At 63.9% G+C, this 26,752-nt stretch carries 32 protein-coding genes; 24 read left to right on the forward strand and 8 right to left on the reverse strand.

All coding sequences use genetic code 11. The annotated features are described in order from the left end of the window. Positions 1-19: 19 nt before the first annotated feature. Positions 20-787: an alpha/beta hydrolase gene (locus LZ518_RS09425; RefSeq protein ID WP_249915739.1), complete on the forward strand. Its 768-nt coding sequence runs from the start codon at positions 20-22 to the stop codon at positions 785-787. After that, positions 787-1,530, forward strand: a complete 744-nt coding sequence (locus LZ518_RS09430) for a tetratricopeptide repeat protein (RefSeq protein ID WP_249915740.1) — start codon at positions 787-789, stop codon at positions 1,528-1,530. Before LZ518_RS09425 ends, LZ518_RS09430 begins: the two co-directional genes overlap by 1 nt. 4 nt (positions 1,531-1,534) lie before the next feature. Here LZ518_RS09430 and LZ518_RS09435 read toward each other — a convergent pair whose 3' ends face one another. Beyond that, a complete protein-coding gene (locus LZ518_RS09435) occupies positions 1,535-2,269 on the reverse strand; it encodes an SIMPL domain-containing protein (RefSeq protein WP_249915741.1) in 735 nt (244 codons plus the stop codon). Between the two features lie 111 nt (positions 2,270-2,380). On the opposite strand from LZ518_RS09435, the gene LZ518_RS09440 reads away from it, so the two are divergent. The 5 genes from LZ518_RS09440 to LZ518_RS09460 are packed head-to-tail and all read left to right on the forward strand — an operon-like array spanning position 2,381 to position 4,893. After that, the gene (locus LZ518_RS09440; protein ID WP_249915742.1) at positions 2,381-2,794 is read left to right on the forward strand and encodes a VOC family protein; all 414 of its coding nucleotides are present in this window, start codon (positions 2,381-2,383) and stop codon (positions 2,792-2,794) included. Continuing rightward, positions 2,794-3,534, forward strand: coding sequence for a hydroxyacylglutathione hydrolase (gene gloB, locus LZ518_RS09445; protein ID WP_249915743.1), 741 nt, complete (start codon positions 2,794-2,796; stop codon positions 3,532-3,534). Before LZ518_RS09440 ends, gloB begins: the two co-directional genes overlap by 1 nt. A gap of 49 nt (positions 3,535-3,583) precedes the next feature. Continuing rightward, positions 3,584-4,003 (forward strand): hypothetical protein, encoded by a 420-nt coding sequence (locus LZ518_RS09450; protein ID WP_249915744.1) that lies wholly within the window; start codon positions 3,584-3,586, stop codon positions 4,001-4,003. A gap of 17 nt (positions 4,004-4,020) precedes the next feature. Then, positions 4,021-4,440 (forward strand): hypothetical protein, encoded by a 420-nt coding sequence (locus LZ518_RS09455; RefSeq protein ID WP_249915745.1) that lies wholly within the window; start codon positions 4,021-4,023, stop codon positions 4,438-4,440. Between the two features lie 27 nt (positions 4,441-4,467). Continuing rightward, positions 4,468-4,893, forward strand: coding sequence for a hypothetical protein (locus LZ518_RS09460; protein ID WP_249915746.1), 426 nt, complete (start codon positions 4,468-4,470; stop codon positions 4,891-4,893). Positions 4,894-4,932: 39 nt separating this feature from the next. Here LZ518_RS09460 and LZ518_RS09465 read toward each other — a convergent pair whose 3' ends face one another. Genes LZ518_RS09465 through LZ518_RS09475 form a run of 3 tightly spaced genes read right to left on the reverse strand, consistent with a single transcriptional unit; the run spans position 4,933 to position 9,463 of the window. After that, positions 4,933-6,705 carry an AMP-dependent synthetase/ligase gene (locus LZ518_RS09465; protein WP_249915747.1) on the reverse strand — a complete coding sequence of 591 codons (1,773 nt, stop codon included), beginning with the start codon at positions 6,703-6,705 and terminating at the stop codon, positions 4,933-4,935. Positions 6,706-6,714: 9 nt separating this feature from the next. Further along, the gene (gene ggt, locus LZ518_RS09470; protein WP_249915748.1) at positions 6,715-8,421 is read right to left on the reverse strand and encodes a gamma-glutamyltransferase; all 1,707 of its coding nucleotides are present in this window, start codon (positions 8,419-8,421) and stop codon (positions 6,715-6,717) included. A gap of 10 nt (positions 8,422-8,431) precedes the next feature. Then, on the reverse strand, positions 8,432-9,463 hold the full coding sequence (locus LZ518_RS09475; RefSeq protein ID WP_249915749.1) for a quinone-dependent dihydroorotate dehydrogenase: 1,032 nt from the start codon (positions 9,461-9,463) through the stop codon (positions 8,432-8,434). Between the two features lie 133 nt (positions 9,464-9,596). On the opposite strand from LZ518_RS09475, the gene LZ518_RS09480 reads away from it, so the two are divergent. The 10 genes from LZ518_RS09480 (at position 9,597) to mddA (ending at position 16,398) form a co-directional block, all read left to right on the forward strand. After that, entirely contained in the window at positions 9,597-9,998 is a 402-nt protein-coding gene (locus LZ518_RS09480; protein WP_249915750.1) for an RrF2 family transcriptional regulator, read from the forward strand. Next, positions 9,995-11,464, forward strand: a complete 1,470-nt coding sequence (sufB, locus tag LZ518_RS09485) for a Fe-S cluster assembly protein SufB (RefSeq protein ID WP_249915751.1) — start codon at positions 9,995-9,997, stop codon at positions 11,462-11,464. The genes LZ518_RS09480 and sufB overlap by 4 nt, the downstream gene beginning before the upstream one ends. Further along, a complete protein-coding gene (locus tag LZ518_RS09490; RefSeq protein WP_249915752.1) occupies positions 11,461-11,757 on the forward strand; it encodes a DUF1330 domain-containing protein in 297 nt (98 codons plus the stop codon). Before sufB ends, LZ518_RS09490 begins: the two co-directional genes overlap by 4 nt. Continuing rightward, complete coding sequence (gene sufC / locus LZ518_RS09495; protein WP_249915753.1) at positions 11,757-12,500, forward strand: Fe-S cluster assembly ATPase SufC; 744 nt, start codon at positions 11,757-11,759, stop codon at positions 12,498-12,500. The genes LZ518_RS09490 and sufC overlap by 1 nt, the downstream gene beginning before the upstream one ends. Next, the gene (locus tag LZ518_RS09500) at positions 12,497-13,237 is read left to right on the forward strand and encodes a SufD family Fe-S cluster assembly protein (RefSeq protein ID WP_249915754.1); all 741 of its coding nucleotides are present in this window, start codon (positions 12,497-12,499) and stop codon (positions 13,235-13,237) included. Before sufC ends, LZ518_RS09500 begins: the two co-directional genes overlap by 4 nt. Before the next feature lie 14 nt (positions 13,238-13,251). Beyond that, positions 13,252-14,427, forward strand: a complete 1,176-nt coding sequence (locus tag LZ518_RS09505) for a cysteine desulfurase (protein ID WP_249916541.1) — start codon at positions 13,252-13,254, stop codon at positions 14,425-14,427. A gap of 19 nt (positions 14,428-14,446) precedes the next feature. Further along, on the forward strand, positions 14,447-14,917 hold the full coding sequence (locus tag LZ518_RS09510; RefSeq protein ID WP_249916542.1) for an SUF system Fe-S cluster assembly protein: 471 nt from the start codon (positions 14,447-14,449) through the stop codon (positions 14,915-14,917). Continuing rightward, positions 14,914-15,276, forward strand: coding sequence for a HesB/IscA family protein (locus tag LZ518_RS09515; protein WP_249915755.1), 363 nt, complete (start codon positions 14,914-14,916; stop codon positions 15,274-15,276). Before LZ518_RS09510 ends, LZ518_RS09515 begins: the two co-directional genes overlap by 4 nt. A 38-nt stretch (positions 15,277-15,314) precedes the next feature. Further along, positions 15,315-15,578, forward strand: coding sequence for a hypothetical protein (locus LZ518_RS09520; RefSeq protein WP_249915756.1), 264 nt, complete (start codon positions 15,315-15,317; stop codon positions 15,576-15,578). A gap of 73 nt (positions 15,579-15,651) precedes the next feature. Then, the gene (mddA, locus tag LZ518_RS09525) at positions 15,652-16,398 is read left to right on the forward strand and encodes a methanethiol S-methyltransferase (RefSeq protein ID WP_249915757.1); all 747 of its coding nucleotides are present in this window, start codon (positions 15,652-15,654) and stop codon (positions 16,396-16,398) included. Positions 16,399-16,402: 4 nt separating this feature from the next. On the opposite strand, the gene LZ518_RS09530 is transcribed toward mddA, so the two are convergent. Next, positions 16,403-18,673, reverse strand: coding sequence for a S8 family peptidase (locus LZ518_RS09530; RefSeq protein WP_249915758.1), 2,271 nt, complete (start codon positions 18,671-18,673; stop codon positions 16,403-16,405). Positions 18,674-18,785: 112 nt separating this feature from the next. On the opposite strand from LZ518_RS09530, the gene LZ518_RS09535 reads away from it, so the two are divergent. The 3 genes from LZ518_RS09535 (at position 18,786) to LZ518_RS09545 (ending at position 21,393) form a co-directional block, all read left to right on the forward strand. Beyond that, positions 18,786-19,472, forward strand: a complete 687-nt coding sequence (locus LZ518_RS09535) for a pyrimidine 5'-nucleotidase (protein ID WP_249915759.1) — start codon at positions 18,786-18,788, stop codon at positions 19,470-19,472. Beyond that, on the forward strand, positions 19,469-20,287 hold the full coding sequence (gene dapD, locus LZ518_RS09540; RefSeq protein WP_249915760.1) for a 2,3,4,5-tetrahydropyridine-2,6-dicarboxylate N-succinyltransferase: 819 nt from the start codon (positions 19,469-19,471) through the stop codon (positions 20,285-20,287). The genes LZ518_RS09535 and dapD overlap by 4 nt, the downstream gene beginning before the upstream one ends. Positions 20,288-20,385: 98 nt before the next feature. After that, positions 20,386-21,393, forward strand: a complete 1,008-nt coding sequence (locus LZ518_RS09545) for a DMT family transporter (RefSeq protein ID WP_249915761.1) — start codon at positions 20,386-20,388, stop codon at positions 21,391-21,393. Here LZ518_RS09545 and LZ518_RS09550 read toward each other — a convergent pair. After that, a complete protein-coding gene (locus tag LZ518_RS09550) occupies positions 21,353-21,883 on the reverse strand; it encodes a TlpA family protein disulfide reductase (protein ID WP_249915762.1) in 531 nt (176 codons plus the stop codon). The two genes, LZ518_RS09545 and LZ518_RS09550, sit on opposite strands and share 41 nt — an antisense overlap. 10 nt (positions 21,884-21,893) lie before the next feature. Between LZ518_RS09550 and argH the strand changes: the two genes are divergently transcribed. The 3 genes from argH to LZ518_RS09565 are packed head-to-tail and all read left to right on the forward strand — an operon-like array spanning position 21,894 to position 24,504. Continuing rightward, entirely contained in the window at positions 21,894-23,324 is a 1,431-nt protein-coding gene (gene argH, locus LZ518_RS09555) for an argininosuccinate lyase (protein WP_431358217.1), read from the forward strand. Then, a complete protein-coding gene (locus LZ518_RS09560; protein WP_249915763.1) occupies positions 23,321-23,644 on the forward strand; it encodes a hypothetical protein in 324 nt (107 codons plus the stop codon). The genes argH and LZ518_RS09560 overlap by 4 nt, the downstream gene beginning before the upstream one ends. After that, on the forward strand, positions 23,641-24,504 hold the full coding sequence (locus tag LZ518_RS09565; protein WP_249915764.1) for a UTP--glucose-1-phosphate uridylyltransferase: 864 nt from the start codon (positions 23,641-23,643) through the stop codon (positions 24,502-24,504). Before LZ518_RS09560 ends, LZ518_RS09565 begins: the two co-directional genes overlap by 4 nt. Here LZ518_RS09565 and LZ518_RS09570 read toward each other — a convergent pair. Then, positions 24,491-25,045: a response regulator gene (locus LZ518_RS09570; RefSeq protein WP_249915765.1), complete on the reverse strand. Its 555-nt coding sequence runs from the start codon at positions 25,043-25,045 to the stop codon at positions 24,491-24,493. The genes LZ518_RS09565 and LZ518_RS09570 overlap by 14 nt on opposite strands. A gap of 53 nt (positions 25,046-25,098) precedes the next feature. Next, positions 25,099-25,665 carry an HNH endonuclease gene (locus LZ518_RS09575; RefSeq protein WP_249915766.1) on the reverse strand — a complete coding sequence of 189 codons (567 nt, stop codon included), beginning with the start codon at positions 25,663-25,665 and terminating at the stop codon, positions 25,099-25,101. A gap of 230 nt (positions 25,666-25,895) precedes the next feature. On the opposite strand from LZ518_RS09575, the gene gluQRS reads away from it, so the two are divergent. Next, positions 25,896-26,744 (forward strand): tRNA glutamyl-Q(34) synthetase GluQRS, encoded by an 849-nt coding sequence (gluQRS, locus tag LZ518_RS09580; protein WP_249916544.1) that lies wholly within the window; start codon positions 25,896-25,898, stop codon positions 26,742-26,744. Positions 26,745-26,752: the final 8 nt, after the last annotated feature.

The raw sequence follows: 26,752 nt of genomic DNA on the forward strand, positions 1-26,752 counted from the left end.
GCGGCGCTAAGGACGCGCCATGCCGAATCCGCAAATCGCTCCGACCAGCCTGGCCTATTTCGATCCTGGCGACGGCCGGCGGATCGCCTATCGCCACCGGGAGGCCAAGGAGGGGAGCCCGACCGTCCTGTTCCTGCCCGGCTACGCGTCCGACATGGAGGGAGCCAAGGCCGAGGCGATCGACGCCTTCTGCGCAACCGGGGGCTTTGGCTGCCTGAGGCTAGACTATTCGGGCACGGGCTCGTCCGGCGGCGAGTTCGCGGATGGGACGCTGGGTCGCTGGCTCGATGAGGTGTTGGGAGCGATCGACCTGCTGACCGAGGGGCCGCTGATTGTGGCAGGATCCTCGATGGGAGGCTGGCTGGCGCTTCACGCGGCACTTCGCCGGCCAGCCCGGGTCAAGGCGCTGCTCGGAATCGCGGCCGCCCCCGATTTCACCGACTGGGGTTTCACGCCAGAGGAGAAGGATGCGCTCAAGCGCGACGGCAAGCTTGAAAAGGCCAATCCCTATGGGCCGGAGCCGTCCGTTACATGGCTCGGCTTCTGGCAATCGGGCGCAGAGCACCGCCTGCTCAACAATGTCATCGACCTCACCATCCCGATCCGCCTCGTCCATGGCGAGCTCGACCAGGAAGTCGGGCTGGGCGTCGCATTGAAGCTGGTGACCGACCTGCGTTCATCCAATGTCCAGCTTCGACTGATCAAAGGATCTGGGCATCGCCTGAGCGAACCGCACGAGATCCACGCGATCCTGGTCGAACTGCTCGGGCTCATGGAGCGGATCTGATGATTTTCCTGATTGCGGCGGCATTGGCCCAAGCGGCGTCCGGACCGGTGGCGCCGGCTCCGCCATCCTCATGCCCGACGGTCCTGACCCAGGCTGCCCAGTCCTGCCGTGCGGTCGAAGCAAGCAATGCCGGCCGCTTTACCGAAGCGGCAACGGCGTTCGAAAGCGCCGCCGACCTGGCGCCGGCGGGCGACCCGGCGCGCGAGCGTGCACTGGCCGCGGCGGGCAATATGTGGATTGCCGCCGGCCAGCCAGGCCGGGCAGTGGTTGCGCTCGACAAGGCGCTGGCCGGAACGGGTCTGCAAGCGGAACAGCATGGACTGGCGCTGCTGGATCGTGCTCGGGCAGCCGAAGCTCAGAACGACCTCAAGACCGCCCGCGCAAAGGTTTCCGAAGCCGCCAAGACGATCGGCGAAGATCCCTATCTATGGTTCTTCTCGGCGGCGCTCGCGGTGCGCGAAGAAGATCTGCCGACCGCCAAGGCCGCGATCAACCGCGCGCTGGCGATGGCCCCGGATTCGGCCGAAGTATTGTTTGAGGCCGGCCATATAGCCGAGGCGGAGGGCGCCAATGCCCAGGCGCGCGACTATTGGAACCGGGCGATCAATGCCGACCCAAACGGCCCCGCCGCAAAGGCCGCGCGCGAGGCGCTGGCGATGAGCGATGTGCCGCTCACCGTCACCAACCAGGTCGCGACGCGTCCCAATGGCGACGGCGAGGGCCAGGACAAGAATCCGGAATAAGCGCCTAGCCGGCGTCGATGTCGTAATCGACCGTAGTCACCACGCGAATCTTCTGGAAGGGTGACCCGGAACCGCCGGAATCGCCCTCCCGCTCGCTGTCTCCGTCCCGCGGCCCGACAGAGAAATATCCCTGGCTGGCGCTCTTGATCGCGCCGACACTGGCGCCGCTATCCTTGGCGAATTGCTCGGCGTTGCGCCGCGCCGCCTGGTTGGCTTCCGCGATCATCGCCGGCTTGATGTCGTTGAGCTTGGTGAACGTGTAATTGAGGTCGCTCGAATTTATCGGCACGCCGGCCCGGATGAGATCGGCCTGGCGAGAATTGGCCGCTTGCACCGCCATCACCTTGCGGCTCTTGAGCTGGATCGACCGGCTGACCGTGACCTTGTCTTCCTTGCGCTCATAGTAATAGCTCTGGTTGACGCTGATTCCGGTGTCCCTGATTTCGTCCGGCTTGAAGCCCGCGCGCTGAAAAAATTCACGAACCGCGGATGCCTGGCGATCGACCGTCTGCTGAACCGGCGCGAGCGTGTCTCCCTTCTCGGAAAAGCTGACCGTCCAGGTAGCAAGGTCGGCCGTGACGTCGCGCTCCGATACGCCGCGCACGCTGACCGACCGGTCGGCCATCTTGGCCCGGCGAAGACCGTCGCCGAGCAAATAGCCGCTACCCACCATCGCAAGTGAAAAAATACCTACCGCGCCGAGCAAAGCGGCGCGATCACCTTGAAATCGCTCTAACATGGAACGACTCTCTCGGTTCGTCGTCACTCAAGGACGGCCACCGGACAGGATTGCCGGTCACGAACCGTCGACGAACCGTGCATATATAGCGATGAACGGAGTAAGGCTAAAGTGAAATTCCTCCATTCGATGCTCCGGGTCTCAGATCCCGAATCCACTGTTGCATTCTTTCAACTGCTCGGCCTTGAAGAGCGACGGCGCATGGAAGTGCCCGAGGGCAAATACACGCTCATCTTCATGGGTGTGCCGGGCGACGACGGCGGCGAGGTCGAGCTGACCCACAATTGGGACGAGACCGGCTATGCTGGCGGGCGCAACTTCGGCCACCTAGCGTTCCGGGTCGACGATATCTACGCCACCTGCCGGAAGCTCATGGACAATGGCGTGACGATCCATCGGCCGCCGCGCGACGGCCATATGGCGTTTGTGAAAAGCCCCGATGGCATCTCGATCGAGCTGCTGCAGAAGGGGCACCTCGAGCCGGCCGAGCCCTGGACCTCGATGGCCAATGTGGGGAGCTGGTGATGGCGTCGGCGCTGGAAATCGTTGCCGTCCCGGCCTTCGCCGACAATTATCTGTGGCTGGTGCATGACGCGGACAGCGGCGAGGCCGCGGTGGTTGATCCGGGCGATCCGGCCCCGGTGCTCGCCGAAGCCGAACGTCGCGGCTGGCGGATCACCAGAATCTTCAATACGCATTGGCACCCTGACCACACCGGCGGCAATCTGGCGATCAAGGAAAAGACCGGAGCCAGGATCATTGGCCCGGCCGGCGAGAATGGCCGGATCCCGGGGCTGGATGTCGCGCTGGAGGAAGGCGACCATGTGTCGCTCGGTGCGCATCGGGCCGAGGTGTGGGAGGTGCCGGGGCATACGCTGGGCCATATTGCCTACGTCTTCGACGGTGACCGGGTGGCATTTGTCGGCGACACGCTGTTCGTCATGGGTTGCGGCCGCCTGTTCGAAGGCACGCCGGAGCAGATGCATTATTCGCTCGGCCGCCTCGCCGGATTGCCGGCCGACACCAGGCTATTTTGCGCGCACGAATATACGCTGGCGAACGCCCGGTTCGCCGCTCACGCTTTTCCCCAAAACCGCGAAATCGCTGCTCGCCTGGCGCACGTTGAACAAGAGCGAGCCTCTGCACGCCCGACAGTTCCGACAACGGTTGGGGAGGAGCGGGCAACCAACCCCTTCCTGTTGGCGCGAGACACCGAACATTTCGCGGATTTGCGCCGCGCGAAGGATGAATTTCGTTCGGCCTAAGTTCAGGCTCACGCGTTTAGGATGATGGCACTTTCAAAGGAGAGTCGCGATGAAGCTGCGGGTCCCAACACTCACCATGATCGGCGCCCTGTGCGCGCTCGCGACCCTTTCGGCCAGCCAGGCGGAAGTCGCCCCAACGCCCGCTGCATCGCAGAAACTCGCCAAGGCGCTGGAAGGCCGGACGGCGGGTCAGCCGGTCAACTGCATCCAGAATATTCGCGGCCAGGCCAAGATGCGGGTGATCGACGACTGGACAATCTTGTTCCGCGATCAGAGCACAATCTACGTGCAGAAGCCGCGGAGCGAATGTGTTGGGATTGAAGATGGCAAATACGCCCTGGTGACGCGCAAATTCGGCAGCGGAGAGATTTGTTCGGGCGACATCAACCAGCTGGTCGATGTGGGAACGGGTTTCCAGGCCGGTCACTGCACCTTTGGGGAGTTTGTCCCATACCGCCGGATCAAATAGCCTGCTGAAGGACTGCTATGTCGCAATTTGCCAAGATGTTGGTCGGACTCGCCGGTGCGGCCCTGGTTGCATCATGTTCCGCTCCGGCAGGCCAACAAACCCGTAGCCCGGAGGCCGAGCAGGAATTATCCAAGGCGCTGGCCGGACGGACGGCCGGAAAGCCGGTGAGTTGCATCGGCAACTTTCGAACGTCCGACATGCAGATAATCGACGATTGGACGATCCTGTTTCGGGAAGGCCGGACGGTTTACGTCCAAAACCCGCATGGCGGTTGCCCCGGCATTTCCAGCGGCAGCAATACGCTGGTGAGCCGGCTTTACGGCACGAACCGGCTATGCAGCGGCGATATTAATCACACCGTCGACCTGCACACCGGCATCGGTGGCGGGTCCTGCGTATTCTCCGCTTTCGTGCCCTATACAAAGACGGGCGGCTAGGCCGCGCCAACCAATGGAGTCACGCCGATGAAAGTGCCGATGATGGCGGGAATCATGCTGTCCGGAATTGCCGTGTCATCCTGTTCGACCGCGCCAGCCGAACAATCATCCCGCAGCCCCGAGGCTTCCCAGAAGCTTACTGACGCGCTGGCCGGCCGAGTTGCCGGAACGCCGCAGCGTTGCATCAGCAATTTCCCGACGGCGGAAATGCGCGTGATCGACGATTTCACGATCCTCTATACCGAGGGTGGACGAAGCACCGTCTACGTCCAGAATCCGCGCGGCGGCTGCCCGGGCCTTGCGAGCGGTTCGCGAACGCTGGTCGCGCGCCAGGTCGGCACCAGCCAGATGTGCGATGGCGACATCAACGAGTTGATCGACCTGCAATCGCGGACCAGTGGCGGTGCCTGCGTGTTCGGCCCGTTTGTCCCTTACACCAAGTCGAAGGGCTAGAAAGGTGCGACACGGCTGTCCCCCGGACAGCCACGTCGGCTACCTTTTGTAGAGCGCGTCCAGCCGTTCGCCATAAACCCCGCCAATCACGTGCCGGCGGATCTTCAGCGAGGGCGTCAACTGTTCATTCTCGACCGAAAAGGCCTCGTCGGCGAGGATGAAGCGGCGCACCTTCTCGATGACATTGAGATCGGCATTGACCCGGTCGACCGCCTTGCTGAGCGCGCGCTGCATCCCCTCGGGATCGTCCTGGAACCCCTTCAACTCCTCGGGGTCGGGAACCAGGAGGGCGACCAGGTGGGGTTGGCGGTCACCGTAGACCATCGCCTGCAGGATTTCAGGCTGCAAAGTGAGCATGCCCTCGACGCGCTGAGGAGAGACGTTATCGCCCTTGTCGTTGACGATCAGGTCCTTCTTTCGGTCGGTGATAACGATCCGGCCCTTGTCGTCGAGATGGCCGACGTCGCCGGTCGCGAGCCATCCGTCCTTCAGGACGCGCTCGCTTTCCTCGATATTGTGCCAATAGCCCTGCATCACCTGCTCGCCGCGGACCATGATCTCGCCGTCCTTGGCAATGCGGACCTCGGTGTTCTTGAGTGGTGGGCCGACGGTTTCCATTCGGATGCCGGCCGTTGGGCGGTTGCAGCTGACCACCGGCCCGGCCTCGGTCTGGCCGTAGCCTTGCAACATCGGCAGGCCCATCGCCTGGAAGAACAAGCCGACGTCAGGATTGAGCGGCGCCCCGCCTGACACCATCGCCTTCATCCGGCCGCCGAACTTCTTGCGGACCTTGCGCCTCAGGGTCAGCGACAGGATGCCATCCATCGGCAGGTCCCAGGGCACCGATCGTCCGGAGTAGCGCTTGGATTCGATGCTCATCGCGCGGCCCATCATATAGGCAGGTATCCCGCCGTCCTTTTCGACCTGCTTCAGGATTTTGGCGCGAAGCATCTCAAACAGGCGCGGCACGACGACCATGATCGTCGGGCGCACTTCCTCGATATTCGCAGCAAGCTTTTCGAGGCTCTCGGCGTAATAGATTTCGGCGCCAAGCGAGATCGGGAAATGCTGGCCGCCGGTATGCTCGTAGGCATGGGACGCCGGAAGAAACGACAGGAATATCTCGTCGTCCCAACCGAAATCGTTGGCGATGACATCGGTGCACCCCTCGGCATTGTGGAGGATCATGCCGTGGTGCTGCATCACCCCGCGCGGAGCGCCGCCGGTACCGCTGGTGTAGATGATGCAGGCGAGGTCCTCGCGCGTCACGGCCGCCATGCGCCTTTCAAGCTCGGCGATGTCGGACCCTCCGGCGATCAGGTCATGCCAATGGTGGAAGTGCGCGACGTCCGGAGACTGGCCGGTGATGATGTCGTCGATCGAAATGACGTGGCGGCATTCCGACGCGAACAGCACGGCGGGCAGCAGATTCTTGGCCAGCTTCTGGGTCGAAACGATCACCGCGCTGGCGCCGCTATTGGCGAGGATATGCTGGTGATCGCGGGTAGTGTTGGTGATGTAGGTCGGCACGGTGACGCAGCCGGCGGCCATGATGCCGAGATCCGCGACCAGCCATTCGGGCCGGTTTTCACTGACCAGCATCACCCGGTCGCCGGGCTTCAATCCCATTCTGCGCAGGCTGTCGGCAAGTGCCGCCACATGGCGCGCGGCCTCGGCATAGCTGATCGACTGCCACTTGCCGTCCACTTTCCTCGACAGGAATGGGCGGCCGCTCCTTTCGCGCGCCCTCGTCAGGAACATGGTGACGAGGTTTGGAAACTTCTCCAGCTCCGTCTTCGACCTTTCGGCCATCGCTCTCCCCTATTGCTGGACGGCTGCACCTTCGCTGCGCGGATCGGCGGCGCCGACCCAATGGCCGTTCTTCCACTCCAGGGCATTGGCCTTGAGGTACAGGTCGCCGACCTGAATGTCGGAGTGGCCCAATGCACGGAGCCCCGGCGTGATCGCGTCGAGGGCATTGCCCCGCTCGATATAGACCGTGGTGCCGCCGGGTGCGTAAACCAGCGGAAGTGCGATCGCGTCCTGCGCCGGCAAATTCCAATCGATTACGCCGACGATCGCCTTGGCGACCTGGGCAATGATCGTCGAGCCGCCAGCCGCGCCGATCGCCAGCCGAACCTTGCCGTCAGGCGCGAAAACGATGGTCGGCGACATGGAGCTGCGCGGCCGCTTTCCCGCTTCGACCCGGTTGGCGGTCGGAGCGCCGTCCTTGTCGGGGACGATGTTGAAGTCGGTCAGCTCATTGTTGAGGTAATAGCCGTTGACCATCAGGCCGGAGCCATAGCTGCTCTCGATGGTCGAGGTGAGGCTGGCGACATTGCCGGCGGCGTCGGCGGCGACAAAGTGAGACGTGCCATGCTCAGCCTGCTCCGCAGCCGAGGCCAGTTGCGGGGCGCCCGCCGGCGTTCCGGCGCTGACCGACGCCATTGTCGCGTCCGCCGAGATCAATGCCGATCGTTGGCCCAGATATTGCGCATCGGTGAGGCCGGCGACCGGAACCCGGACGAAGTCGGCATCGCCGAGGTAGCGGGCGCGATCGGCATAGGCGAGCCGCATCGATTCAATGAACAGATGCCAGCTGGCGGGATTATCCTTGCCAAGCGCTTTCAGGTCGAAGCGCTCGAGCTGCTTGAGGATCGCGAACACCGTCGTCGCACCTGACGAGGGCGGCCCCATGCCGCAGATGCGATAACTGCGATAAGTCCCGCAGACAGGTGCCCGCTGCTTGGCATCATAGGCGGCAATGTCGCCAACCGTCATTGGCGCCGCGTTGCGCGGAGCGCCGGCTACGGCCGCGGCGATCGCCTGTGCGTTGGGGCCGACATAGAAGCTGTCAGGCCCCTGCTCCGAGAGCTGGGTCAGGAAGCGCGCAAAGGCCGGATTGGTGATACGCGTACCGACCGGCTTCGGGCTTCCGTCGGGAAGGTAGTAAATCGCCCGCCCCTCGGCGGTCAGCGCTCCGGTTTCGGCATCTCCGGCGAGCATCCGCCGGCCGCGCGGCGAGAGGATATAGCCTTCGCCGGCAAGGCGTATGGCCGGACCGAACAGCGCCTTCCACGGCAATTTGCCATGGCGGGCATGGGCCAGCGCCATCATCCGCACATTGCCCGGAACGCCGACGCTGCGGCCGCCGGGGATGGCTTGTTCGATCGGCAAAGGCTTGCCGTCGGCATAGAACCAGGTTGGAGTCGCCGCCATCGGCGCCTCTTCGCGCCCGTCGAATGTATCGACTGCGCCGCCCGCGTCGCTATGAACCAGAAAGCCGCCGCCGCCGATGCCCGAGCTTTGCGGTTCGACCACGTTCAACGCCAGAAGCGTCGCCAGCGCGGCGTCGGTCGCGCTGCCACCCTGGCGCAAAATCTCGGCTCCAGCCTCCGCCGCCCGCGGGTCGGCGGCGCTGACCATGCCCGGGACGAGCGCCGGCGGATTAGCGGATGGGGTGGTGGCGACAGTGGTGCAGGCGCCGAGCGCCAGGGCAGCCAATAGGGTCCAGGAACGGGCAATCATCGGCGTTGGGCTAGCCGCTTCCCACTGCCTCCGCAATGCTGCTCATTCCAGCGCGATTGAGGCGTTCAACCAAGCCGTCTGCGATGCGCCGGGCGATGCCGGGGCCCTCATAGACCATCGCCGAATAGAGCTGGACGAGCGACGCGCCAGCGCGGATCCGTTCCCACGCGTCGTCGGCCGTAGCGATGCCGCCAACCCCGATCAGTGGAATTGCACCGCCGCTGGCCGCGCGGAACCGGCGCAGCGCGCCGAGTGCCAGCGACTTGAGGGGATCGCCGGAAAGTCCCCCACCCTCGCCGCGATATTTCGATAGCAATGGCGGGCGCGAAATGGTCGTGTTGGCAATGATGATCGCATCCATTCCATGCTGGATCGCGATGCGGACGATCTGGTCGGGCTCATGCTCGCCAAGGTCTGGCGCTACCTTCAGGAAGATTGGCGGCCCGCCCTCCGTCCGTGCGCCTTGCACCGCCGACAGCAATGATCGAAGGGCGCCTTCGTCCTGCAACTGGCGCAGGCCCGGCGTATTGGGCGAGCTGATGTTGATGGTCAGGTAATCTGCCACCGGCGCCATCGCCCGCACGCCCGCCGCGTAATCTTCGATACGGTCAGGGCTATCCTTGTTTGCGCCTATATTGACCCCGACGATGCCGATCCGCCGACGCCGCTTGAGCCGCGCCAGCGCAGCCGCCTGGCCCTGGCTGTTGAACCCCATGCTATTGATCACCGCCCGGTCTTCCTTGAGCCGGAACAGCCGGGGTTGCGGATTGCCGGCCTGCGGTTTGGGCGTGACCGTGCCGATCTCGACGAAGCCGAATCCGAGGCGGAGCATCGCATCGGGCACCTCGGCGTCCTTGTCGAACCCCGCCGCGAGGCCAACTGGCGAGGCGAAGCGCAGGCCGGCAACAATCTGCGATAATATCGGTGGGAATGCCGGCATCGGCAATTGAGGCGCGAAGGAAAGGGCTTTGACCGCCGCGCGGTGCGCGGTTTCGGCGTCGAGCGCGAAGGCGAGCGGTCGAATGAGCTTGTAGAGGGCCATTGGTCGTTCGTCTGTCATTGCGAGCGAAGCGAAGCAATCCATGGATTGCCGCATCGCTGACGCTCCTCGCAATGACTTTGGTTGTTTTTCGCCATGCAAAGGACTAAATCGGACTGGAAAGCTCCGATTAGCCATGCGACTCACCCATCTTGCCGATTATGCGGTCGTAATGATGACCGCCGCCGCGCGCCGCGAACCTTGCGCGCGCCTGTCGGCGACCGAGCTTAGCGACGACACCGGTGTACCGCTTCCGACTGCTCAAAAGCTGATGCAGAAGCTGGCGGCGCATGGCCTGCTGGTCGGCCAGCGCGGAGCCGGCGGAGGCTATGCCCTGGCACGCCCGGTCGACCAGATCACCCTCGCCGACATTGTCGAGGCGGTCGAAGGGCCGATCGTGCTCACCATGTGCGCCGACGGCATCAATCACGAATGCGCGCTCGACACGCACTGCCGCGTCAAACCGCATATGAGCATTGTCGGCGACGCTATACGGACCTCGCTAAATCGAGTGACGCTGAATGAGCTTGCGCAATGAACGAGGCGGTCAAGAACCAGGAAATCCGCGAGAAGATCGCGCAGGATTATGAGTGGGGCTTCGTTTCCGACGTCGAGCAGGAATTCGCGCCCAAGGGCCTCAATGAGGATACGGTCCGCTTCATCTCGGCCAAGAAGGGCGAGCCGGAGTGGATGCTCGATTGGCGGCTCAAGGCGTATCGCGCCTGGCTGGAGATGGAAGAGGTCGACTGGGCCAAGCTCACCATCCCCGCGATCGATTACCAGGACGCCTATTATTACGCTGCGCCGAAGGCCAAGCCCAAGCTTGCTTCGCTCGACGAGCTCGATCCGGAAATCCGCCGCACCTATGAAAAGCTTGGCATCCCGATCGAGGAGCAGAAGGTGCTCGCCGGAGTCGAAGGCGCGCGCAAGGTAGCGGTCGACGCGGTGTTCGACAGCGTGTCGGTTGCCACCACATTCCGCGAGGAGCTGAAGGCGGCCGGCGTCATCTTCCTGTCGATCAGCGAGGCGATCCGCGAATATCCTGAGCTGGTCCGCCAATATCTCGGCTCGGTCGTTCCGCAGCGCGACAATTATTTCGCCTGTTTGAACAGCGCGGTCTTTTCCGACGGCACCTTCGTCTATGTGCCAGAGGGCGTCCGCTGCCCGATGGAGCTCAGCACCTATTTCCGCATCAATGCCGAAAATACCGGTCAGTTCGAACGCACCCTGATCGTCGCCGACAAGGGCAGCTACGTCAGCTACCTCGAAGGCTGCACGGCGCCGATGCGCGACGAAAACCAGCTGCACGCGGCGGTGGTCGAAATCTTCGCGCATGAGGATGCCGAGGTAAAATATTCGACCGTCCAAAACTGGTATCCGGGCGACGCCGAGGGCAAGGGCGGCATCTTCAACTTCGTCACGAAGCGCGCCCTTTGCAGCGGCGCGCGATCGAAGGTCAGCTGGACCCAGGTCGAAACCGGCAGCGCAATCACCTGGAAATATCCAAGCTGCATCCTGAAAGGCGAGAATAGCGTCGGCGAATTTTATTCGGTCGCCCTGACCAACAATATGCAGCAGGCCGACACCGGCACCAAGATGGTCCACATCGGCGCGGGATCACGCTCGACGATCGTGTCCAAGGGCATCAGCGCTGGAAGATCGAACAACACCTATCGCGGGCTGGTGCGCGTGCTTCCGGGCGCGGAAAATGTCCGCAATTTCACCCAGTGCGATTCACTACTGCTGGGCAGCGAATGTGGTGCCCACACCGTACCCTATATCGAGGTCAGGAACCCGACCGCGACCATCGAGCATGAAGCGACTACGTCGAAGATCAGCGAGGACCAGCTGTTCTATGCCATGGCGCGTGGTCTCGATGCCGAAAGCGCAGTGGCGCTGATCGTCAACGGCTTCGCCCGCGAGGTGCTCAAACAGCTGCCGATGGAATTCGCGGTGGAGGCGCAGAAGCTGCTCGGCATCAGCCTTGAGGGGAGCGTCGGATGATGTCCCGGACTCTCGTCGTCGCCACGATCCGTTTCAAGGATAAAGACCGGTACGACCGCTATGCCGCGGCGTTCCCTGCCGTCTTCCACGGCAGCGGCGGCGCAGTGCTGGCGGCCGCCGAGGAACCCCTGCAAATGTCTGGCCCAAGTTCCGACGTCGAAAAGATCGTCGTGCTGAGGTTCGACAGCGAAGATGCTGCCCGCACATTTCTCAACTCGCCAGACTATCTGCGGATCGCGGAAGACCGGGATGCGGGCGCAGAAGTCACCTCGTGGATTGTGAAGGGCTTTTGATGCTCAAGATTGAAAACCTCCACGCGACCGTCGCCGGCAAGCCGATATTGAACGGGCTGACGCTGACCGTTCCGGCCGGCGAGATTCATGCGATCATGGGCCCCAACGGCGCGGGCAAGTCGACGCTCGCCTATGTGCTCGGCGGGCGGCCTGGCTATGAAGTGACCGAAGGATCGGCCACCTATGACGGGCAGGATTTGTTTGCACTGGAACCGCACGAGCGCGCCGCGGCGGGCATGTTCCTCGGCTTCCAATATCCGGTCGAAATCCCCGGCGTCTCATACCTCCAGTTCCTGCGCGAAAGCCTCAATTCTCAGCGTCGCGCGCGGGACGAAAAGGAATTGAGCGGCGCCGAATTCATCAAGCTGGCGAAGGCGCAGGCGGCGTTGCTCGGCATGGATGCCGAGATGCTCAAGCGCCCGGTCAATGTCGGCTTTTCCGGCGGCGAGAAAAAGCGCGCCGAAATGGTGCAGATGGGGATCATGGACCCCAGGCTCGCAATCCTCGACGAGACTGACAGCGGTCTCGACATCGACGCGCTGAAGGCGGTCGGTGCGGGCATCAATTCGATCATGCGCGGATCGGAAAAGTCGGTGCTGCTGATCACGCATTACCAGCGGCTGCTCGACTATGTAACGCCGGACAAGGTGCATGTGCTGTCGCGCGGAAAAATCGTGCGTTCGGGCGGTCCGGAACTGGCGCATGAACTGGAACGCGAAGGCTATGCGGAGGCGGCTGCATGACCGCGCTCCCGACCCGCAAACTGGAGGCCTATCGCTACGCCGATATCGACGCGCTGGCGTCGGTGTGGAGCGAGCTGTCCGCGCCGGAACGGGTCGAAATTGCTGCGCAGCAAAGACTGCAGCAAATCTGGCTGCCGAGCGGCGATGAAGTCGACGTTCGGCGCGTCGAGATGGTGCTGGAGCCCGGCGCGGCCGCGCGCATTTTCGTACTCAACAATGCGACGCGTTACGGCCGCGTCGAGCTGGACGTGACGTTGCATGAAGGAGCCGATTTCGCGCTCTATGGTGCCAACATCGGCGGCGGAAATTCGACGCTGGAGATCGTCACCACCGCTCGCCACATCGCGCCGGGTGCGACCTCGCACCAGACCATCCGCAGCGTGCTTGGCGACAAGGCCACCGGCAGCTTCCTCGGCAAGATCGAAGTGGCGCGCGAAGGCCAGCAGACCGACGCCGAGCAATCGGTCAAGGCAATGCTGCTCGATCGCGGTGCGACCGCCAATGCCAAGCCCGAGCTGGAGATTTTCGCGGACGATGTGAAATGCGCCCATGGCGCGACGGTCGGCGAGCTGGACAGGAACCAGCTGTTCTACGCCGCCGCGCGCGGGCTCGATCCCGTGAGCGCACGAGCGTTGCTGCTCGAAGGCTTTATTGCCGGCCTGTGGGACGAGATTGACGGCGACGACCAAGGCATTGCCGACATGGCTCGCAAGGCGCTGAAGCAGGTGGCCGCGTGAACGTCCAAGCACCTTTGAATTCGGCACTCGCCGTGCGCGACCAATTCCCCGCGATCCCGCCCGGCTGGCACTATCTCGACAGCGCCGCGACGGCCCAGAAGCCGCAGTCGGTGATCGACGCCATCACCCGCGCTTACGGCCATGATTATGCGACGGTCCATCGCGGCGTCTACGAACGCTCGGCGGCGATGACCGCCAGCTTCGAGGCCGCCCGTGCCGCAACTGCTTCGCTGATCGGCGGGGAGGAGCATGAGGTCGTCTTCACGCGCGGCGCGACCGAGGCGATCAACCTGGTCGCGCAACGCTATCGCAATGGGGACCGCAAGCGGGTGCTGCTCAGTCAGCTGGAGCATCACAGCAATATCGTTCCGTGGCAGCTGGCGGGCTACGACATCGACGTCGTACCGCTGACCGAGGACGGTCGCATCGACCTCGATGCCGCCGAACGCATGGCGAGCGACGAGCATGCGATCGTCGCCTTCGCCCATGTGTCGAACGTGCTCGGTTCGATCCTCGACGCAAGGCGCGCCGCCGCCATCGCGCACAAGGTCGGCGCCAGGCTGCTGCTCGACGGATGCCAGGCCGCGCCGCGATTGCCGGTCGACGTCGCCGCGATCGGCGCCGACTTCTACGCCTTCTCGGCGCACAAGATTTACGGGCCGACCGGGATCGGCGCGCTGTGGGCGCGCAAGGATCTGCTCGACGCGATGCCGCCATGGCAGGGCGGCGGCGCGATGATCGATCGCGTGACGTTCGAGAAGACCACTTACCTTCCTGCTCCGTCGCGGTTCGAGGCCGGAACGCCCCACATCGCAGGCGCGGTCGGTTTCCATGCGGCGATCGACTGGACGCGCGACATCGGGCTCGACGCGCTTCACGCGCATGAAAGTGCGCTGGTGACCGAGGCCCGCGCCGCGCTGCGCACCGTTCCGGGCGTTACCCTGTTCGGCCCGGAAGACAGCGCTGGCATCGTCAGCTTCGCGCTGGACGGCGTGCATCCGCACGACATCGGCACTATTCTTGACGATCATGGCGTGGCGGTTCGCGCGGGCCACCATTGTGCCCAGCCGTTGATGGACTATCTCGGCGTGCCAGCGACAGCACGCGCCAGCTTCGCCGCCCATAGCGACGCAAGCGACATCGAGGCGCTGGTTAAGGGACTTCACGCTGTTAAACGAATTTTTGGGTGAAACGGATTTTCGGATGACGATGGGCGAAGAGAAAAAGATCGAGGTGGAAGAGGTCGACGGCGTCGGCTCCCCGCCGCGCGCTCGCGTAACTCCCGAGACGCCTGCCGAGACATTTGGGCGCAAGCGCGACTATCTCGCCGGCTTCCTTGCCGAGAAGAAACCGGCACCCGATGAGGGTGGCCCCGGCGGCCGGTTGCAGGAAGCCGTGATCGAGGCGCTGAAGTCGATCTACGATCCCGAAATCCCGGTTGATATCTACGAGCTGGGCCTGATTTACGACGTGGCGATCAGTGATGATGGCGATGCCATAGTCACCATGACCCTGACGACGCCCAATTGTCCCGTCGCGGAATCGATGCCGGGCGAGGTGGAGCTGTGCGTCCTGTCGGTGCCCGGCATCCGCGACGCCGAGGTCAAGCTGGTGTGGGATCCGCCCTGGGATCCTTCGAAAATGAGCGACGAAGCGCGCCTCGAGTTAGGAATGTTATGAACCAGGAACGTAAAGTCCGGGCGGCGCGTCCGGCCGCGATCACTCTGACGCCGGCCGCGGAAGCGCGCGTCGCCGAGCTGATGGCCAAGGCGCCCGAGGGCGCGATCGGCGTCAAGCTGTCGACCCCAAGGCGTGGCTGTTCCGGGCTGGCATATTCGGTCGACTATGTGACCGCAGAAGACAAGTTCGACGAGAAGATCGAAACGCCCGGCGGCATCTTCTACGTCGACGGCGCGTCGATCCTCTATCTGATCGGGAGCAGGATGGATTGGCGAGAGGATGATTTCGCCGCCGGCTTCGTGTTTGAAAACCCCAACGCCAAGGGCGCCTGCGGCTGCGGCGAAAGCTTCACGGTCTAAGCGAAAATCTGTTAAGCGATACGGGAAGGGAGAATGACATGCGCATCCTCTTTCCAATAGCGATGATCGTCGCGGCATCCAGCGCGACCCTTCCCGCCAAATCCGCGCCGCTGCAAAAGCCGACGGCCGATTGTCCGAAGGCGACCAGCCATTTCACGCGCAACGGAAGCGTCTGGACCGCCGATCCGGCGAAACCCAGGAAACTGGCCGAGTTGCCGCCGGCTGAAACTTATGCGGCCGTCTACCGGCTCGACGGGAATGGCTGCATGGTGCCAGTCAAGTTCCGCGAAGTGCGCCCCTAACCAAGGCTAATCGTCACAGGCCAAAATTGGTGTTATCGCGCAACCATCACGAATTGCAGCAAGGGGGCTTGCCATGCGTGCGCTATTTCTCACCTTCTCAGCCATCGCCTATGCGATTTTCTTCGCCACATTTCTCTATCTGATCGGATTCGTCGGCAATCTCGCCGGCCTGCCGCTGACCGTCGACAAGGGACCGGTCGGTTCGGTCGGAATGGCGGTAATAACCGACGTCGCCCTCATTGCGCTGTTCGGCGTCCAGCATAGCGTGATGGCGCGCCAGGGGTTCAAGAAGGCCTGGACCCGGACGGTGCCGAAGCCGATCGAACGCAGCGTCTATGTGCTGATGGCAAGTGCCGCGCTGATTATCCTGTTCAGCTTCTGGCGGCCGATCGACGGAGTGGTGTGGGACGTCGCCAACCCGCTCGGCCAGACGATTATCTGGGCCCTGTTCCTGGCGGGATGGGGGATCGTGCTTCTTTCCACCTTCCTCATCAATCATTTTGAGCTGTTCGGATTGCAGCAGGCATGGCTTCACCTGACCGGCCGCGAAGCAGCGGCGCCGGTGTTCCGCCAGCCCTTGCTTTACAAATGGGTCCGTCACCCGCTCTACTTGGGCTTCTTCCTCGCCTTCTGGGCTACGCCGCACATGAGCTACGGCCATCTGCTGCTGAGCATCGGCATGTCGATCTATATGCTGATCGCCATCAGCTATGAGGAGAAAGACCTCATCAGCTATTTCGGCCGCGAATATGAGGAGTATCGCAGCCGGGTCGGCATGCTGCTCCCGGGGATTGGGCGGCGGGCACCGCCATCATCCTGAGCGGTCAGAAGCCGAGGCTGTATCGGATCGCGGCGCCGACGTCGGGGTCGGCCGACGCGACGTGACCCGGCTGCCGCCGGACGAACAAATTGCTTCCCAGCCAGCCGCCGCCGAGCGATGTCGAATAGCTGAGCTCGGCATCGATTTCGCGGCCGGAAGGCGTGAAGCTCAGGCGGGACATGCAGTTGGTCTCGCTCTCGGTCGCATAGTCGTAGGCCGTTGGCAGCATCATCGCGATCCCGCCTCGCTCCACACGCAGTGGCTGGGCGACGCGCAATCCCAGCCGATCGGAATCGCCGAGCAGCCCGAACTTGGCGAGATCCAGCGAATAGGCGCCGGTGCGGAAACTGCCTCCGGCAAAATCGGTCCAGCCGCGCCGGCCCATAAGGCTCAACGACCAGCCTGACCCCAGATTGCGACGTGCTTCCAAGTCGACGAACAGGCTCGACGATCCGCCACCCCCGAACAACTGTCCAAGCCTGCCGCCCAACAAGGTTTCCCGTTCTTCCAGCCGGCTGACCCCGAGCGAAGCCCACGTCTGGTCGCCGAAACGCCGATCGAGTGTCATGCCGGCCAGGCGATAGGGTGATTCGTCGAGATCGGTTCGGAAGCTCCGCCAAACATGGCCCTGTTCGGCCGTCACCGTAAGTCCGGCGAAGCCAAGGTTACGCCGCAGCGCCATGCTTGCCCCCCGACGGGCCTCAAAGCCCGGATCGGCACTGACATCGCGGGCGACCAGGAAAGCACCCGCCTCAGCGTCTGTCAGCTGCCGCTCAATCGCCTTGGCGCCCTGGGAGAATCCGAACGCCAGCTTGCTCCTGGAATCGAGCCTGGCGATCGCCGACCCGGCAACCAGCCGCGACTTCCGAGCATCGTCGGGGCCGATCCCCATCTGGTTGAGATCGACAATGCCGAGCGAGTTGGGGCGCTCTGCAACGCTCATCGCGATCGATAGCGGCCCGGCCGTCGCGGCCGACGACCGGACGTGGCCCGACAGTGCCTGCGCAAGTGGCTTGCGGCCTTCGGCTTTGTGCAGGCCCTTGGCGAGGTCCATTGCGAATGCGCGGCTGTAGCCGTCGAGAATGATCACGCCGAGGCCGGTCTGGGCGCCGTCGCCGGCTACCTCCGGCAGGTCGCTCGCCGTGGTTTCGTCGGTAACCAACTGCTCGGTGCCGGCCAGGCTGGTGGCGCCTACGGGTTGGAATGCGCGAGTGATGTTCAAGCGCCCCTGTCCATATGTCGCGTCATCTCCGGCAATGCCCAGATCGTCGGCGGTATCGAACAGAATCTGGACGATTTCCTGCCCGCTGAGATTTGGGAATGCCTGCGCCATCAGGGCCACGGCGCCGGTAATGATCGGCGCGGAAAAGCTCGTCCCCGACGCGGTGATGCCGGCGCCGGTCTCGTTGATCGTCCGGACACTGGTGCCGAGCGCCGCCAGATACCATTGCTGGCCCGCACCTGCCCGGTTCGAAAAGCTGGCCAGCACGTCGGTGTTGCTACTGAGCCCACCAGCGATAATCACCCGTCCTGGGAAAAATTGCGCCGGCACCAGGGCGAACGGATCGGCATTGGCGGCCTTGGTCGGGTCCAGGCCATCGTTGCCAGCGGAGATCACCAGTACGATCCCGGCATTTACCGCGCGTTGCATTGCCGAGAGCAGTGCGCTTCCTGGTGGGTCGCCGCCGAGCGACAGATTGATCACCTTGGCGCCGGCGTCCGTTGCGGCATTGATGCCGTTAGCGATCGCGCTGTCGAAGAATTCGCACGCGGTTGTGCAGCTGCCCGGAGCGTCGGCGCGAAACGACAGGATGGTGGCGTCAAACGCTACTCCGACATTTTGCGCATCGTTGCGCGCAGCCGCTGCGGTTGCGGTTACCGCGGTGCCGTGCCCGGCCTGGTCGCTAAGCGGCCGGTTGCTGGCAACATCGCGGCTCGCAGGGTCGATGCGGCCGGCAAACTCATTGAGGTTTGGGTTGATGCCGCTGTCGACGATGGCGATCTTGACGCCCTGGCCTGTCGCGCCCTGCTGCCACGCGACGATCGCGCCCGAGGTCACCGCGCCGTTGGATCGCTGATACTCGGCCGTGTCGAAGTTGGTCCCGGGAGTTGGCGTCGGAGTCGGAGTCGGTGTGGGAGTAGGAGTCGGCGTGGGAGTTGGGGTCGGCGTTGGCGTTGGAGTCGATCCGATTCCGCCGCCGCCACCGCCGCCGCCACATGCCGAAAGGGCCAGCATTAGCGCGCACGCCGTCGACCCCAACAACCGGTTACTCATCGCAAACTCCCCGACAAGCCGTTGGAACTTAACAGCTTTCCCACAAGTGCTTATGGCCAACAATAGCTTTCATTTTGCTGAAACGGTCAAGGTGGGTAGAGGCAATATCTCGATGAAACCGCCCTATTCGAACCTGTTTGCGTCGACCACCGACTGGATCTTCGACCTCGACAACTGCCTCTATCCGGCGTCGACCGGCCTGTTCGAGCTGATCGACCAGCGGATGGGCGCCTTTATCGAGCGCCTGCTTGGGGTCGATCCAGTCGAGGCCAAGCGCGTCCAGAAAGCGCATTTCCACGAGCACGGAACGACGCTGGCCGGGTTGATGCGCGAGCATCGGGTCGACCCGCATGAGTTCCTCAATGACGTCCACGACATCCCGCTTGACCGAGTCTCGCGCGACGATCGGCTGGCGCTAAATCTCGGCCGGCTGCCTGGCCGCAAGATCGTCTACACCAATGCCGATGAGCCATATGCACGCCGTATACTCGAGGCATTGGGGATCGGAGAATATTTCGCCGAGCTGCACGACATCCACGCCGCCGAGCTTCGTCCCAAGCCGGACGATCATGGCTACCGGCTGCTGATCGACCGGTTCGGCATCGATCCCGCCCATGCTGCGATGGTCGAGGATATGGCGCAGAATCTGAGGCCCGCGAAAAAGCTGGGAATGACCACCGTGTGGGTCGACAATGGCTCCGAACGCGGCAATCACGGCCATCACCCGGACTATATCGACCTCACCATCACCGATGTCGGCGAATGGCTTGAGGACATGCTTGGAGACGTTGAGACATGACCGACCTGCAATCGATCATCGAAGAAGCCTGGGAGCGGCGCGATTCGATCGATCCCGGCGACCGGTCGTTGAGGGCCGCGGTCGAGTCCGCGATCATTGCGCTCGACAGCGGCGAGGAGCGCGTCGCCGAGAAGGTCGATGGCGATTGGCGGGTCAACCAGTGGCTCAAGAAGGCGGTTTTGCTGAGCTTCCGCCTTAATCCGATGGAATCGATTGCCGGCGGACCCGGAGGCGCGCCCTGGTGGGATAAGGTGCCGTCCAAATTCCTCGGCTGGGGGCCGGGCCAGTTCGCCGAGGCAGGCTTCCGGGCGGTTCCCGGTGCGATCGTCCGCCGCGGAGCCTATGTCGCGCCGGGTGCGGTGCTGATGCCGAGCTTCGTCAATATCGGCGCACGCGTCGGTGAGGGGACGATGGTCGACACCTGGGCGACGGTCGGCAGCTGCGCCCAGATCGGCAGCAACGTCCATATTTCCGGCGGCGCCGGCATCGGTGGCGTGCTGGAGCCGCTCCAGGCCGGGCCGGTCATCATCGAGGATGGTTGCTTCATCGGCGCCCGGTCCGAAGTCGCCGAGGGCGTCGTCGTCGAAGAAGGCGCGGTGCTGTCGATGGGCGTATTCCTCGGTGCTTCGACCAAGATCGTCGACCGCGCCAGCGGCGAGGTGATGTACGGCCGCGTTCCAGCCTATTCGGTGGTCGTCCCCGGGACCTTGCCAAGCGACAAGGGCGGGCCCGCACTGGCCTGCGCCGTGATCGTCAAGCGGGTCGACGAACGGACCCGGTCCAAGACCAGCATCAACGAGTTACTAAGAGACTGAGGACGCTCAATAAGCGTGGCTTATTGCCGATCGACCGGCTTTGGTTGGTCCGCAGAGAGGATTCTCTTTAAATGCCATAAGCGAACAGGAGTTTGCCGATGGCCACGCTCAGCAAGGAACTATTTGACCGCAAGGGACGGGACGCGAAGCCCGTCGCGGGCGCCTACGCAACGTCGATGATCAACCAGGAAATGACCGGCCGCGAATGGGCGGTCCTGCTTGTCCTGGCGGTGATCTGGGGCGGCGCCTTCCTGTTCATCGGCGTCGCCGTGCGTCATGTCGATCCACTGACCTATGTCTGGCTGCGCCTGACCATCGCCGCGGGCGCCATGATGTTGTTCCTGAAATTTAAGGGCGAGAAGCTGAATTTGCCGCGCGAAGTGTGGGGTTCGGTCGCGGTGCTGGCACTGCTTAACAATGCCCTGCCATTCGCTTTGTTCGGATGGGGCCAGACCCATATTGCCAGCGGCCTTGCCTCCATCCTCAATGCCACGACCCCGATCTGGGGCGTTCTAGTCGCCCATTTCTTCACTGCCGACGAGCGGATGACGCCGCGCAAGATCGCCGGTGTCCTGCTCGGCTTTGCCGGCGTGGCGACGATGATCGGGCCGATGCTGCTGGCCAACGTCGGCACCGATGCGCTTGCCCAGCTGGCCTGCATCGCGGCGGCGCTATGTTACGCCTTCGCAGCAGTTTGGGCGCGGCGGTTCCGCCGAATGGGGCTGAAGCCAATGTCGGTCACCGCCGGCCAGCTGACCGCTGGTGCGCTGATGATGCTCCCCCTTGCGCTGCTGGTCGATCAGCCCTGGACCCAGCCGTTCCCGCCGATCACTGCCTGGGGCGCGATCGTCGCCCTGGCGCTGCTGTGCACGGCATTTGGCTATGTACTCTATTTCCGACTGATCGAGACGGCCGGCGCGACCAACGCTCTGCTGGTGACCCTGCTGGTCCCGCCGTTCGCAATCCTGTTTGGCAGCCTGTTCCTCAGCGAAGTGCTGGCCCCGCAGGATTTCATCGGCCTGGCGCTGATCGCGCTGGGCCTAGCGGCGATCGACGGCCGGCTGGTCAGGCGCCTTTCGACGGGACTGTCTCGGCAAGCAGCTTAGCCGCTTCCGCACTCGTCCAGTCGAGGTCGCCGATATAGCGCCACACTTCCTTGCCGTCGGCATCGTAGAGGATGGTGGTCGGCATGATCTGGACGCCAAGTGCCGAGCTAAGCTTCATGTCGGCGTCGTGATAGGCGGCGAAGCGGCCGATGTCGCGCTCGCCGAGAAAGGCCTCGACCGACCCCTGCGGCGCCATGTCCTGGCTGACCGCAATGATCCCGAGTTTGCCCGCGTCGGCATTGGCTTGCTCCAGCTGCTGCAGCGTCGGCAGCTCCTTGATGCAGGGCGCGCACCAGCTGGCCCATAGATTGACCAGCACCGGGGTTCCCTTGAACCTGGCCAAGTCGAAGTCGCCGCCGTCGGGATTCTTGAACTTGACGGTCGGCGCCGCTTCGCCCTTGTGGCTGCGGTCGACGCCCTTCGCTTCCTGCGTATCGGCCGCCGGTGCTTGAGGCGCATCGGCCTTTTGCCTATCGCAGCCTGCGATCATCGGTAGCGACATGGCAATCAGGAGACAAACAATCAGCCGCACGGGCGACTCCAATCAAATGTGGGGCGGGCGCTTTGGCGGCGGCCCGGCCGCGGTGATGCGCGAGATAAATGCCTCGATCGCCATCGACAAGCGTTTGTGGCGCGAAGACATTGCCGCCAGCCGCGCCCATGCCGCAATGTTGGGCAAGCGGGGCATTCTCTCCGCCGACGATGCGGCGGCAATCGACAATGGCCTGCTGCAGATAGCGGCCGAGATCGGGGCGGGAGAGCTGGTCGAGGATCCGGCGCTGGAAGACATCCACATGCACATCGAGCATCGCCTGTCCGAACTGATCGGCGATGCAGCCGGACGGCTGCATACCGCAAGGTCGCGTAACGACCAGGTCGCGACCGATTTCAAACTGTTCGTCCGCCGTTCGATCGACGATGCGATCCGCGGTATCGACGCTCTCGAATCGGCATTGCTGGCCCGGGCCGAACAGCATGCGGCCGACGTCATGCCGGGCTTCACTCACCTGCAATCGGGCCAGCCCGTGACACTCGGCCATCATCTCCTCGCCTATCGCGAAATGCTGACGCGGGACCGCAGCCGGTTCGTCGATGCCCGGGCGCGGATGAACCAGTCGCCGCTGGGCAGCGCTGCTCTGGCCGGCACCGGCTTTCCGATCGACCGCGACGAAACCGCGGCCGCGCTTGGTTTCGACCGGCCGACAGCCAACAGCCTGGACGCGGTCAGCGACCGCGATTTCGTCGTCGATTATCTCCATGCCGCGGCGCTCTGCTCAGTGCATCTGTCGCGGCTCGCCGAGGAGATTGTCCTGTGGGCATCGCAACCATTCGGCTTCGTCAGATTGCCCGACGCCTGGTCGACCGGCTCGTCGATCATGCCCAACAAACGCAACCCCGACGCGGCCGAACTGGTCCGGGGCCACAGCGCGCGAATTGTTGGCGACCTTGTCGCGCTCCTGGTGCTGCTGAAGGGTCTGCCGCTGGCCTATGCCAAGGACCTGCAGGACGACAAACCGCCGCTGTTCGACGCGCACGATCTACTCGAACTTAGCCTCGCCGCGATGGCCGGAATGATCTGCGACCTTGAGTTTTCGCCAGAACGGATGCGGGCGGCCGCCGCCGCGGGCCATGCCACTGCCACCGACCTCGCCGACTGGCTGGTAAGCGAGGCGAATGTCCCGTTTCGCGAGGCCCACCACATCGCCGGCCGAGCCGTAGCCTCGGCGGAAGCGGCCGGCATAGCGCTCGACCAGCTGAGCCTTGGCGAGCTTCAGGCTGTCGATCCGCGCATCGACCAGCGCGCCCTGCCCCGGCTGTCGGTCGAAGCGTCGGTCGCGGCTCGCCAATCGGCTGGCGGGACGGCACCGGAGCGGGTACGTGAAGCCATTACCGCGGCACGGGCAGAGATTGCCGCACGAAAGGGAGAATGATGAACCGCCTGGCCGTAGCTGCACTGATCCTGGCGCTGGCGGCCTGTGGCAAGGTCTCCGATCTCCAGCCTAAAACGGGTCAAAGCCTGCCCCAGAAGCCGGCGCTCGCCAGCCGTCCACTTAGCGCCGAGGAGCTGCTCGACTTGCCGCCTCAGGCCGCGCCCAAGCGGGTCGACGAACTCAACAAGCGCGGCGATGTGCGCACCGCCGACCGGTTCGACCTGCCACCGGCTGACGGCAGCAACGCTCCGCCGCCGGTCGACGGCGAAGCGGCGACGCCCAGCACCACCGGCCCCGACAATCAGGAGCCGCGGCGTTGACCAAATCCGTTCGCAAGGCGGTCTTCCCCGTCGCCGGGCTTGGTACACGCCTGCTTCCGGCGACCAAGACCATGCCGAAGGAGATGCTGACGGTCGTTGACCGGCCGTTGATCCAATATGCTGTCGACGAGGCGCGCGAGGCCGGAATCGAGCAGATGATCTTCGTCACCGGCCGCGGCAAATCCGCACTGGTCGACTATTTCGATGTCGGCTTCGAACTTGAAGTGACCATGGAAAGGGCCGGCAAGAGCCTCGACGCACTTGCGCCAGCCAAAGCGAATTATGGTGAAATCGTCTCCGTCCGGCAGCAACAACCGCTAGGCCTCGGCCACGCGGTCTGGTGTGCGCGAGACATTGTCGGCGACGAACCGTTCGCGGTCTTGCTGCCGGACGATTTGATGATCGGAAAACCGGGCGCCCTGAAGCAGATGGTCGACGCCTATGCCGAGCTCGGTGGAAACATCATCTGCGCCCAGGAGATTCCGGCGGACAAGACGGACAGCTACGGCATTATCACGCCGGGCGCGGCCAACGGCGCGGCGACGGAAGTGCTCGGGCTGGTCGAGAAGCCAAAACCGGAGGACTCCCCGTCGCGGCTCGGCGTCGTCGGGCGATACATACTCCAGCCTGAATTGATGGGCATCCTTGGCCGCGGCGAGCGCGGCGCCGGCGGCGAGATCCAGCTGACCGACGGAATGGCGCAGCTGATCGGCAAGCAGCCATTTCACGCGTTGAAGGTCGACGCCGTCCGGCATGACTGCGGCGACAAGGCCGGTTTCGTGCTGGCCAACCTGGCCATCGCGCTCGGGCGCGACGACCTTCGGCCGAAGATCGAGGAATTTCTCGCTAGTCGCGGATAATCAGCTGTTGCAGGCGCAGCCGCTCGGCTTCGCTTTCCATCAGCGCCGCGCGGATTTCGCCAAGCTCGATCGAGCGGGTGACGACCCGCGCATCGAGGGTCGCATTGTCGGCGCGCAGCTCCTTGACCGAACGCGCGCGGGAAATGCGGCGGGCGATGCGGGCCGCCAGCACTTCGAAATGAAATGGCTTGGCGACGACATCGTCGGCCCCGGCAAGAAAGCCTTCGACCGCGCCGCCGCTGTCGGTCCGCCCGGTGATCAGGATGACGGGCGTATCCTTGAGCACCGTGTCGTCGCGGATCAGCCGGGTCAGCCCGACACCGCTGACCGGTGCCATGCGCAGCTCGGCCAGCACCAGGTCGACCGGCAGGCGCAGCATTTCGGCGGTGGCATTGGCGGCATTGTCGCAACCGATGATGCGGTAGCCCGCTTCGCCCAGCCGCTTGGCCAGCACCGATAGCGCGCTTCGGTTCGGCTCGATGATCAGCAGGCGCGCGGCGCCTTGAGCGTGATTTGACGGCGGGGCAGGGTCGATCTGCATTCCGCTTCTATGAACGGAAATGGTTAACAGTGCCTTAGACGAGGGCCTACGCCCTAGGGCTCCAGTACGACATCCCAATAAAGATAGTCGCGCCAGCTCTGGTGCAGGTAGTTTGGCGGAAAGCTCTTGCCATGATCCTGCAGTTGCCAGCTGGTCGGCCGGATCGGCTCGCGCTCGACGTGCATGCCGGCCTGGCGCGGCGTTCGCCCGCCCTTCTTGAGATTACAGGGCGCGCAGGCCGTAGCGACATTCTCCCAGCTGGTCCGCCCGCCCTGGGCACGCGGCACGACATGGTCGAACGTCAGCTCGCGATGCGACCCGCAATAGACGCAGCGGAAGCGATCTCGAAGGAAGAGGTTGAATCGGGTGAAGGCCGGATATTCGTTGGGTCGGACATATTGGCGAAGCGCGATCACCGACGGCAGCTTGAGCGACGCGGACGGGCTGTGCACTTCCCGGTCATAATGGGCGACGACATCGACCCGCTCGAGGAACATCGCCTTGATCGCAGTCTGCCACGGCCATAGCGACAAGGGGTAATAGCTTAGCGGCGTATAGTCGGCGTTCAGCACCAACGCCGGGCAGCTGTCCGGATGGCGGAGGAGGTCAGGATGGTACACGGCGCAACATTCTCCAGCGTTCCTATGGCTAAGAACGCCGCGCCTCCGGCCTAGTCGCACCATTCCGCAGCTTGCCAGGCCATCGGAACCTTGGCGGGAGACCGGCGGCCTTTTAGCCCGTCTTTCCGTCTGCGACCCCGGATGCCAACCCGAGGTGACGATGGCATGACACCACAAGTGGCGAATCGCCGTCAAGAGTCGCCGCGGTCGCCTTTATCATGGAGTGAGTCCTGAAGGTCACACGTTTCGCCCCGTCGCCGTCCGGCCGGCTTCATCTCGGTCATGCCTATTCGGCGGTCGTCGGCCACGCACGCGCCCGGGCAAGCGGCGGCGCCTTCCGGATCCGGATCGAAGACCTCGACCCCGGCCGCTGCCGGCCGGAATTCGTCGATGGAATCTATGAGGATCTGGACTGGCTCGGCCTTCGCTTCGACGGCGAGCCGATCGTTCAATCGGAGCGGACGGCGCTTTATGGCGATGCGCTGGAGCGGCTGAAGGCGGCCGGGTTGGTCTATGCCTGCTTCTGCACCCGCGCCGAGATCGCCCAGTCGTTGACGGCACCGCACGGCGATGCGGGCACCCAATATCCCGGCACCTGCCGGCCGCTGCCCGATAGCCCCGAGAAGCGGGCGACCACACCCCATTGTTGGCGGCTCGACAGCGGAAAGGCGTTGGAACTGGCGGGACTGCCGAGCTGGACGGAAAGCGACGGCACGCGCTTTGACGGGAAGCTAGGCGATTTCGGCGACGCGATCCTGGCGCGAAAGGATGCGCCCTCCTCCTACCATCTCGCCTGCGTGGTCGATGACGCCGCTTCGGACGTGAATTTGGTGGTGCGCGGCAAGGATCTCCGCCCGTCGACGCCAACCCAGCGCCTGCTGCAAATCCTGCTCGACCTGCCCGAGCCGAGCTACCTCCATCATCCTTTGGTCATGCACGCGGATGGTCGCCGGCTGGCCAAGCGCGATCTCGCCCCGACCCTTGCGGCGATGCGCGACTCCGGGGTCGATGGAACGGCGCTTGCCGCGCAATTGCTGGAGGGGCGGGTCCCCCTAGGATTTCAACTGTCAGAGGCCTAGATAGGCGC

Source organism: Sphingomonas brevis, assembly GCF_023516505.1.
GTDB classification, from domain to species: domain Bacteria; phylum Pseudomonadota; class Alphaproteobacteria; order Sphingomonadales; family Sphingomonadaceae; genus Sphingomicrobium; species Sphingomicrobium breve.

Bases quoted from the DNA above. Each gene is read 5' to 3' on its own strand.
- LZ518_RS09425 (WP_249915739.1), top strand. From the start codon at position 20: ATGCCGAATCCGCAAATCGCTCCGACCAGCCTGGCCTATTTCGATCCT.
- LZ518_RS09430 (WP_249915740.1), top strand. From the start codon at position 787: ATGATTTTCCTGATTGCGGCGGCATTGGCCCAAGCGGCGTCCGGACCG.
- LZ518_RS09435 (WP_249915741.1), bottom strand. From the start codon at position 2,269: ATGTTAGAGCGATTTCAAGGTGATCGCGCCGCTTTGCTCGGCGCGGTA.
- gloB (WP_249915743.1), top strand. From the start codon at position 2,794: ATGGCGTCGGCGCTGGAAATCGTTGCCGTCCCGGCCTTCGCCGACAAT.
- LZ518_RS09450 (WP_249915744.1), top strand. From the start codon at position 3,584: ATGAAGCTGCGGGTCCCAACACTCACCATGATCGGCGCCCTGTGCGCG.
- LZ518_RS09455 (WP_249915745.1), top strand. From the start codon at position 4,021: ATGTCGCAATTTGCCAAGATGTTGGTCGGACTCGCCGGTGCGGCCCTG.
- LZ518_RS09460 (WP_249915746.1), top strand. From the start codon at position 4,468: ATGAAAGTGCCGATGATGGCGGGAATCATGCTGTCCGGAATTGCCGTG.
- LZ518_RS09465 (WP_249915747.1), bottom strand. From the start codon at position 6,705: ATGGCCGAAAGGTCGAAGACGGAGCTGGAGAAGTTTCCAAACCTCGTC.
- ggt (WP_249915748.1), bottom strand. From the start codon at position 8,421: ATGATTGCCCGTTCCTGGACCCTATTGGCTGCCCTGGCGCTCGGCGCC.
- LZ518_RS09475 (WP_249915749.1), bottom strand. From the start codon at position 9,463: ATGGCCCTCTACAAGCTCATTCGACCGCTCGCCTTCGCGCTCGACGCC.
- LZ518_RS09480 (WP_249915750.1), top strand. From the start codon at position 9,597: ATGCGACTCACCCATCTTGCCGATTATGCGGTCGTAATGATGACCGCC.
- sufB (WP_249915751.1), top strand. From the start codon at position 9,995: ATGAACGAGGCGGTCAAGAACCAGGAAATCCGCGAGAAGATCGCGCAG.
- LZ518_RS09490 (WP_249915752.1), top strand. From the start codon at position 11,461: ATGATGTCCCGGACTCTCGTCGTCGCCACGATCCGTTTCAAGGATAAA.
- sufC (WP_249915753.1), top strand. From the start codon at position 11,757: ATGCTCAAGATTGAAAACCTCCACGCGACCGTCGCCGGCAAGCCGATA.
- LZ518_RS09500 (WP_249915754.1), top strand. From the start codon at position 12,497: ATGACCGCGCTCCCGACCCGCAAACTGGAGGCCTATCGCTACGCCGAT.
- LZ518_RS09510 (WP_249916542.1), top strand. From the start codon at position 14,447: ATGGGCGAAGAGAAAAAGATCGAGGTGGAAGAGGTCGACGGCGTCGGC.
- LZ518_RS09515 (WP_249915755.1), top strand. From the start codon at position 14,914: ATGAACCAGGAACGTAAAGTCCGGGCGGCGCGTCCGGCCGCGATCACT.
- LZ518_RS09520 (WP_249915756.1), top strand. From the start codon at position 15,315: ATGCGCATCCTCTTTCCAATAGCGATGATCGTCGCGGCATCCAGCGCG.
- mddA (WP_249915757.1), top strand. From the start codon at position 15,652: ATGCGTGCGCTATTTCTCACCTTCTCAGCCATCGCCTATGCGATTTTC.
- LZ518_RS09530 (WP_249915758.1), bottom strand. From the start codon at position 18,673: ATGAGTAACCGGTTGTTGGGGTCGACGGCGTGCGCGCTAATGCTGGCC.
- LZ518_RS09535 (WP_249915759.1), top strand. From the start codon at position 18,786: ATGAAACCGCCCTATTCGAACCTGTTTGCGTCGACCACCGACTGGATC.
- dapD (WP_249915760.1), top strand. From the start codon at position 19,469: ATGACCGACCTGCAATCGATCATCGAAGAAGCCTGGGAGCGGCGCGAT.
- LZ518_RS09545 (WP_249915761.1), top strand. From the start codon at position 20,386: ATGGCCACGCTCAGCAAGGAACTATTTGACCGCAAGGGACGGGACGCG.
- LZ518_RS09550 (WP_249915762.1), bottom strand. From the start codon at position 21,883: ATGATCGCAGGCTGCGATAGGCAAAAGGCCGATGCGCCTCAAGCACCG.
- argH (WP_431358217.1), top strand. From the start codon at position 21,894: ATGGCAATCAGGAGACAAACAATCAGCCGCACGGGCGACTCCAATCAA.
- LZ518_RS09560 (WP_249915763.1), top strand. From the start codon at position 23,321: ATGATGAACCGCCTGGCCGTAGCTGCACTGATCCTGGCGCTGGCGGCC.
- LZ518_RS09570 (WP_249915765.1), bottom strand. From the start codon at position 25,045: ATGCAGATCGACCCTGCCCCGCCGTCAAATCACGCTCAAGGCGCCGCG.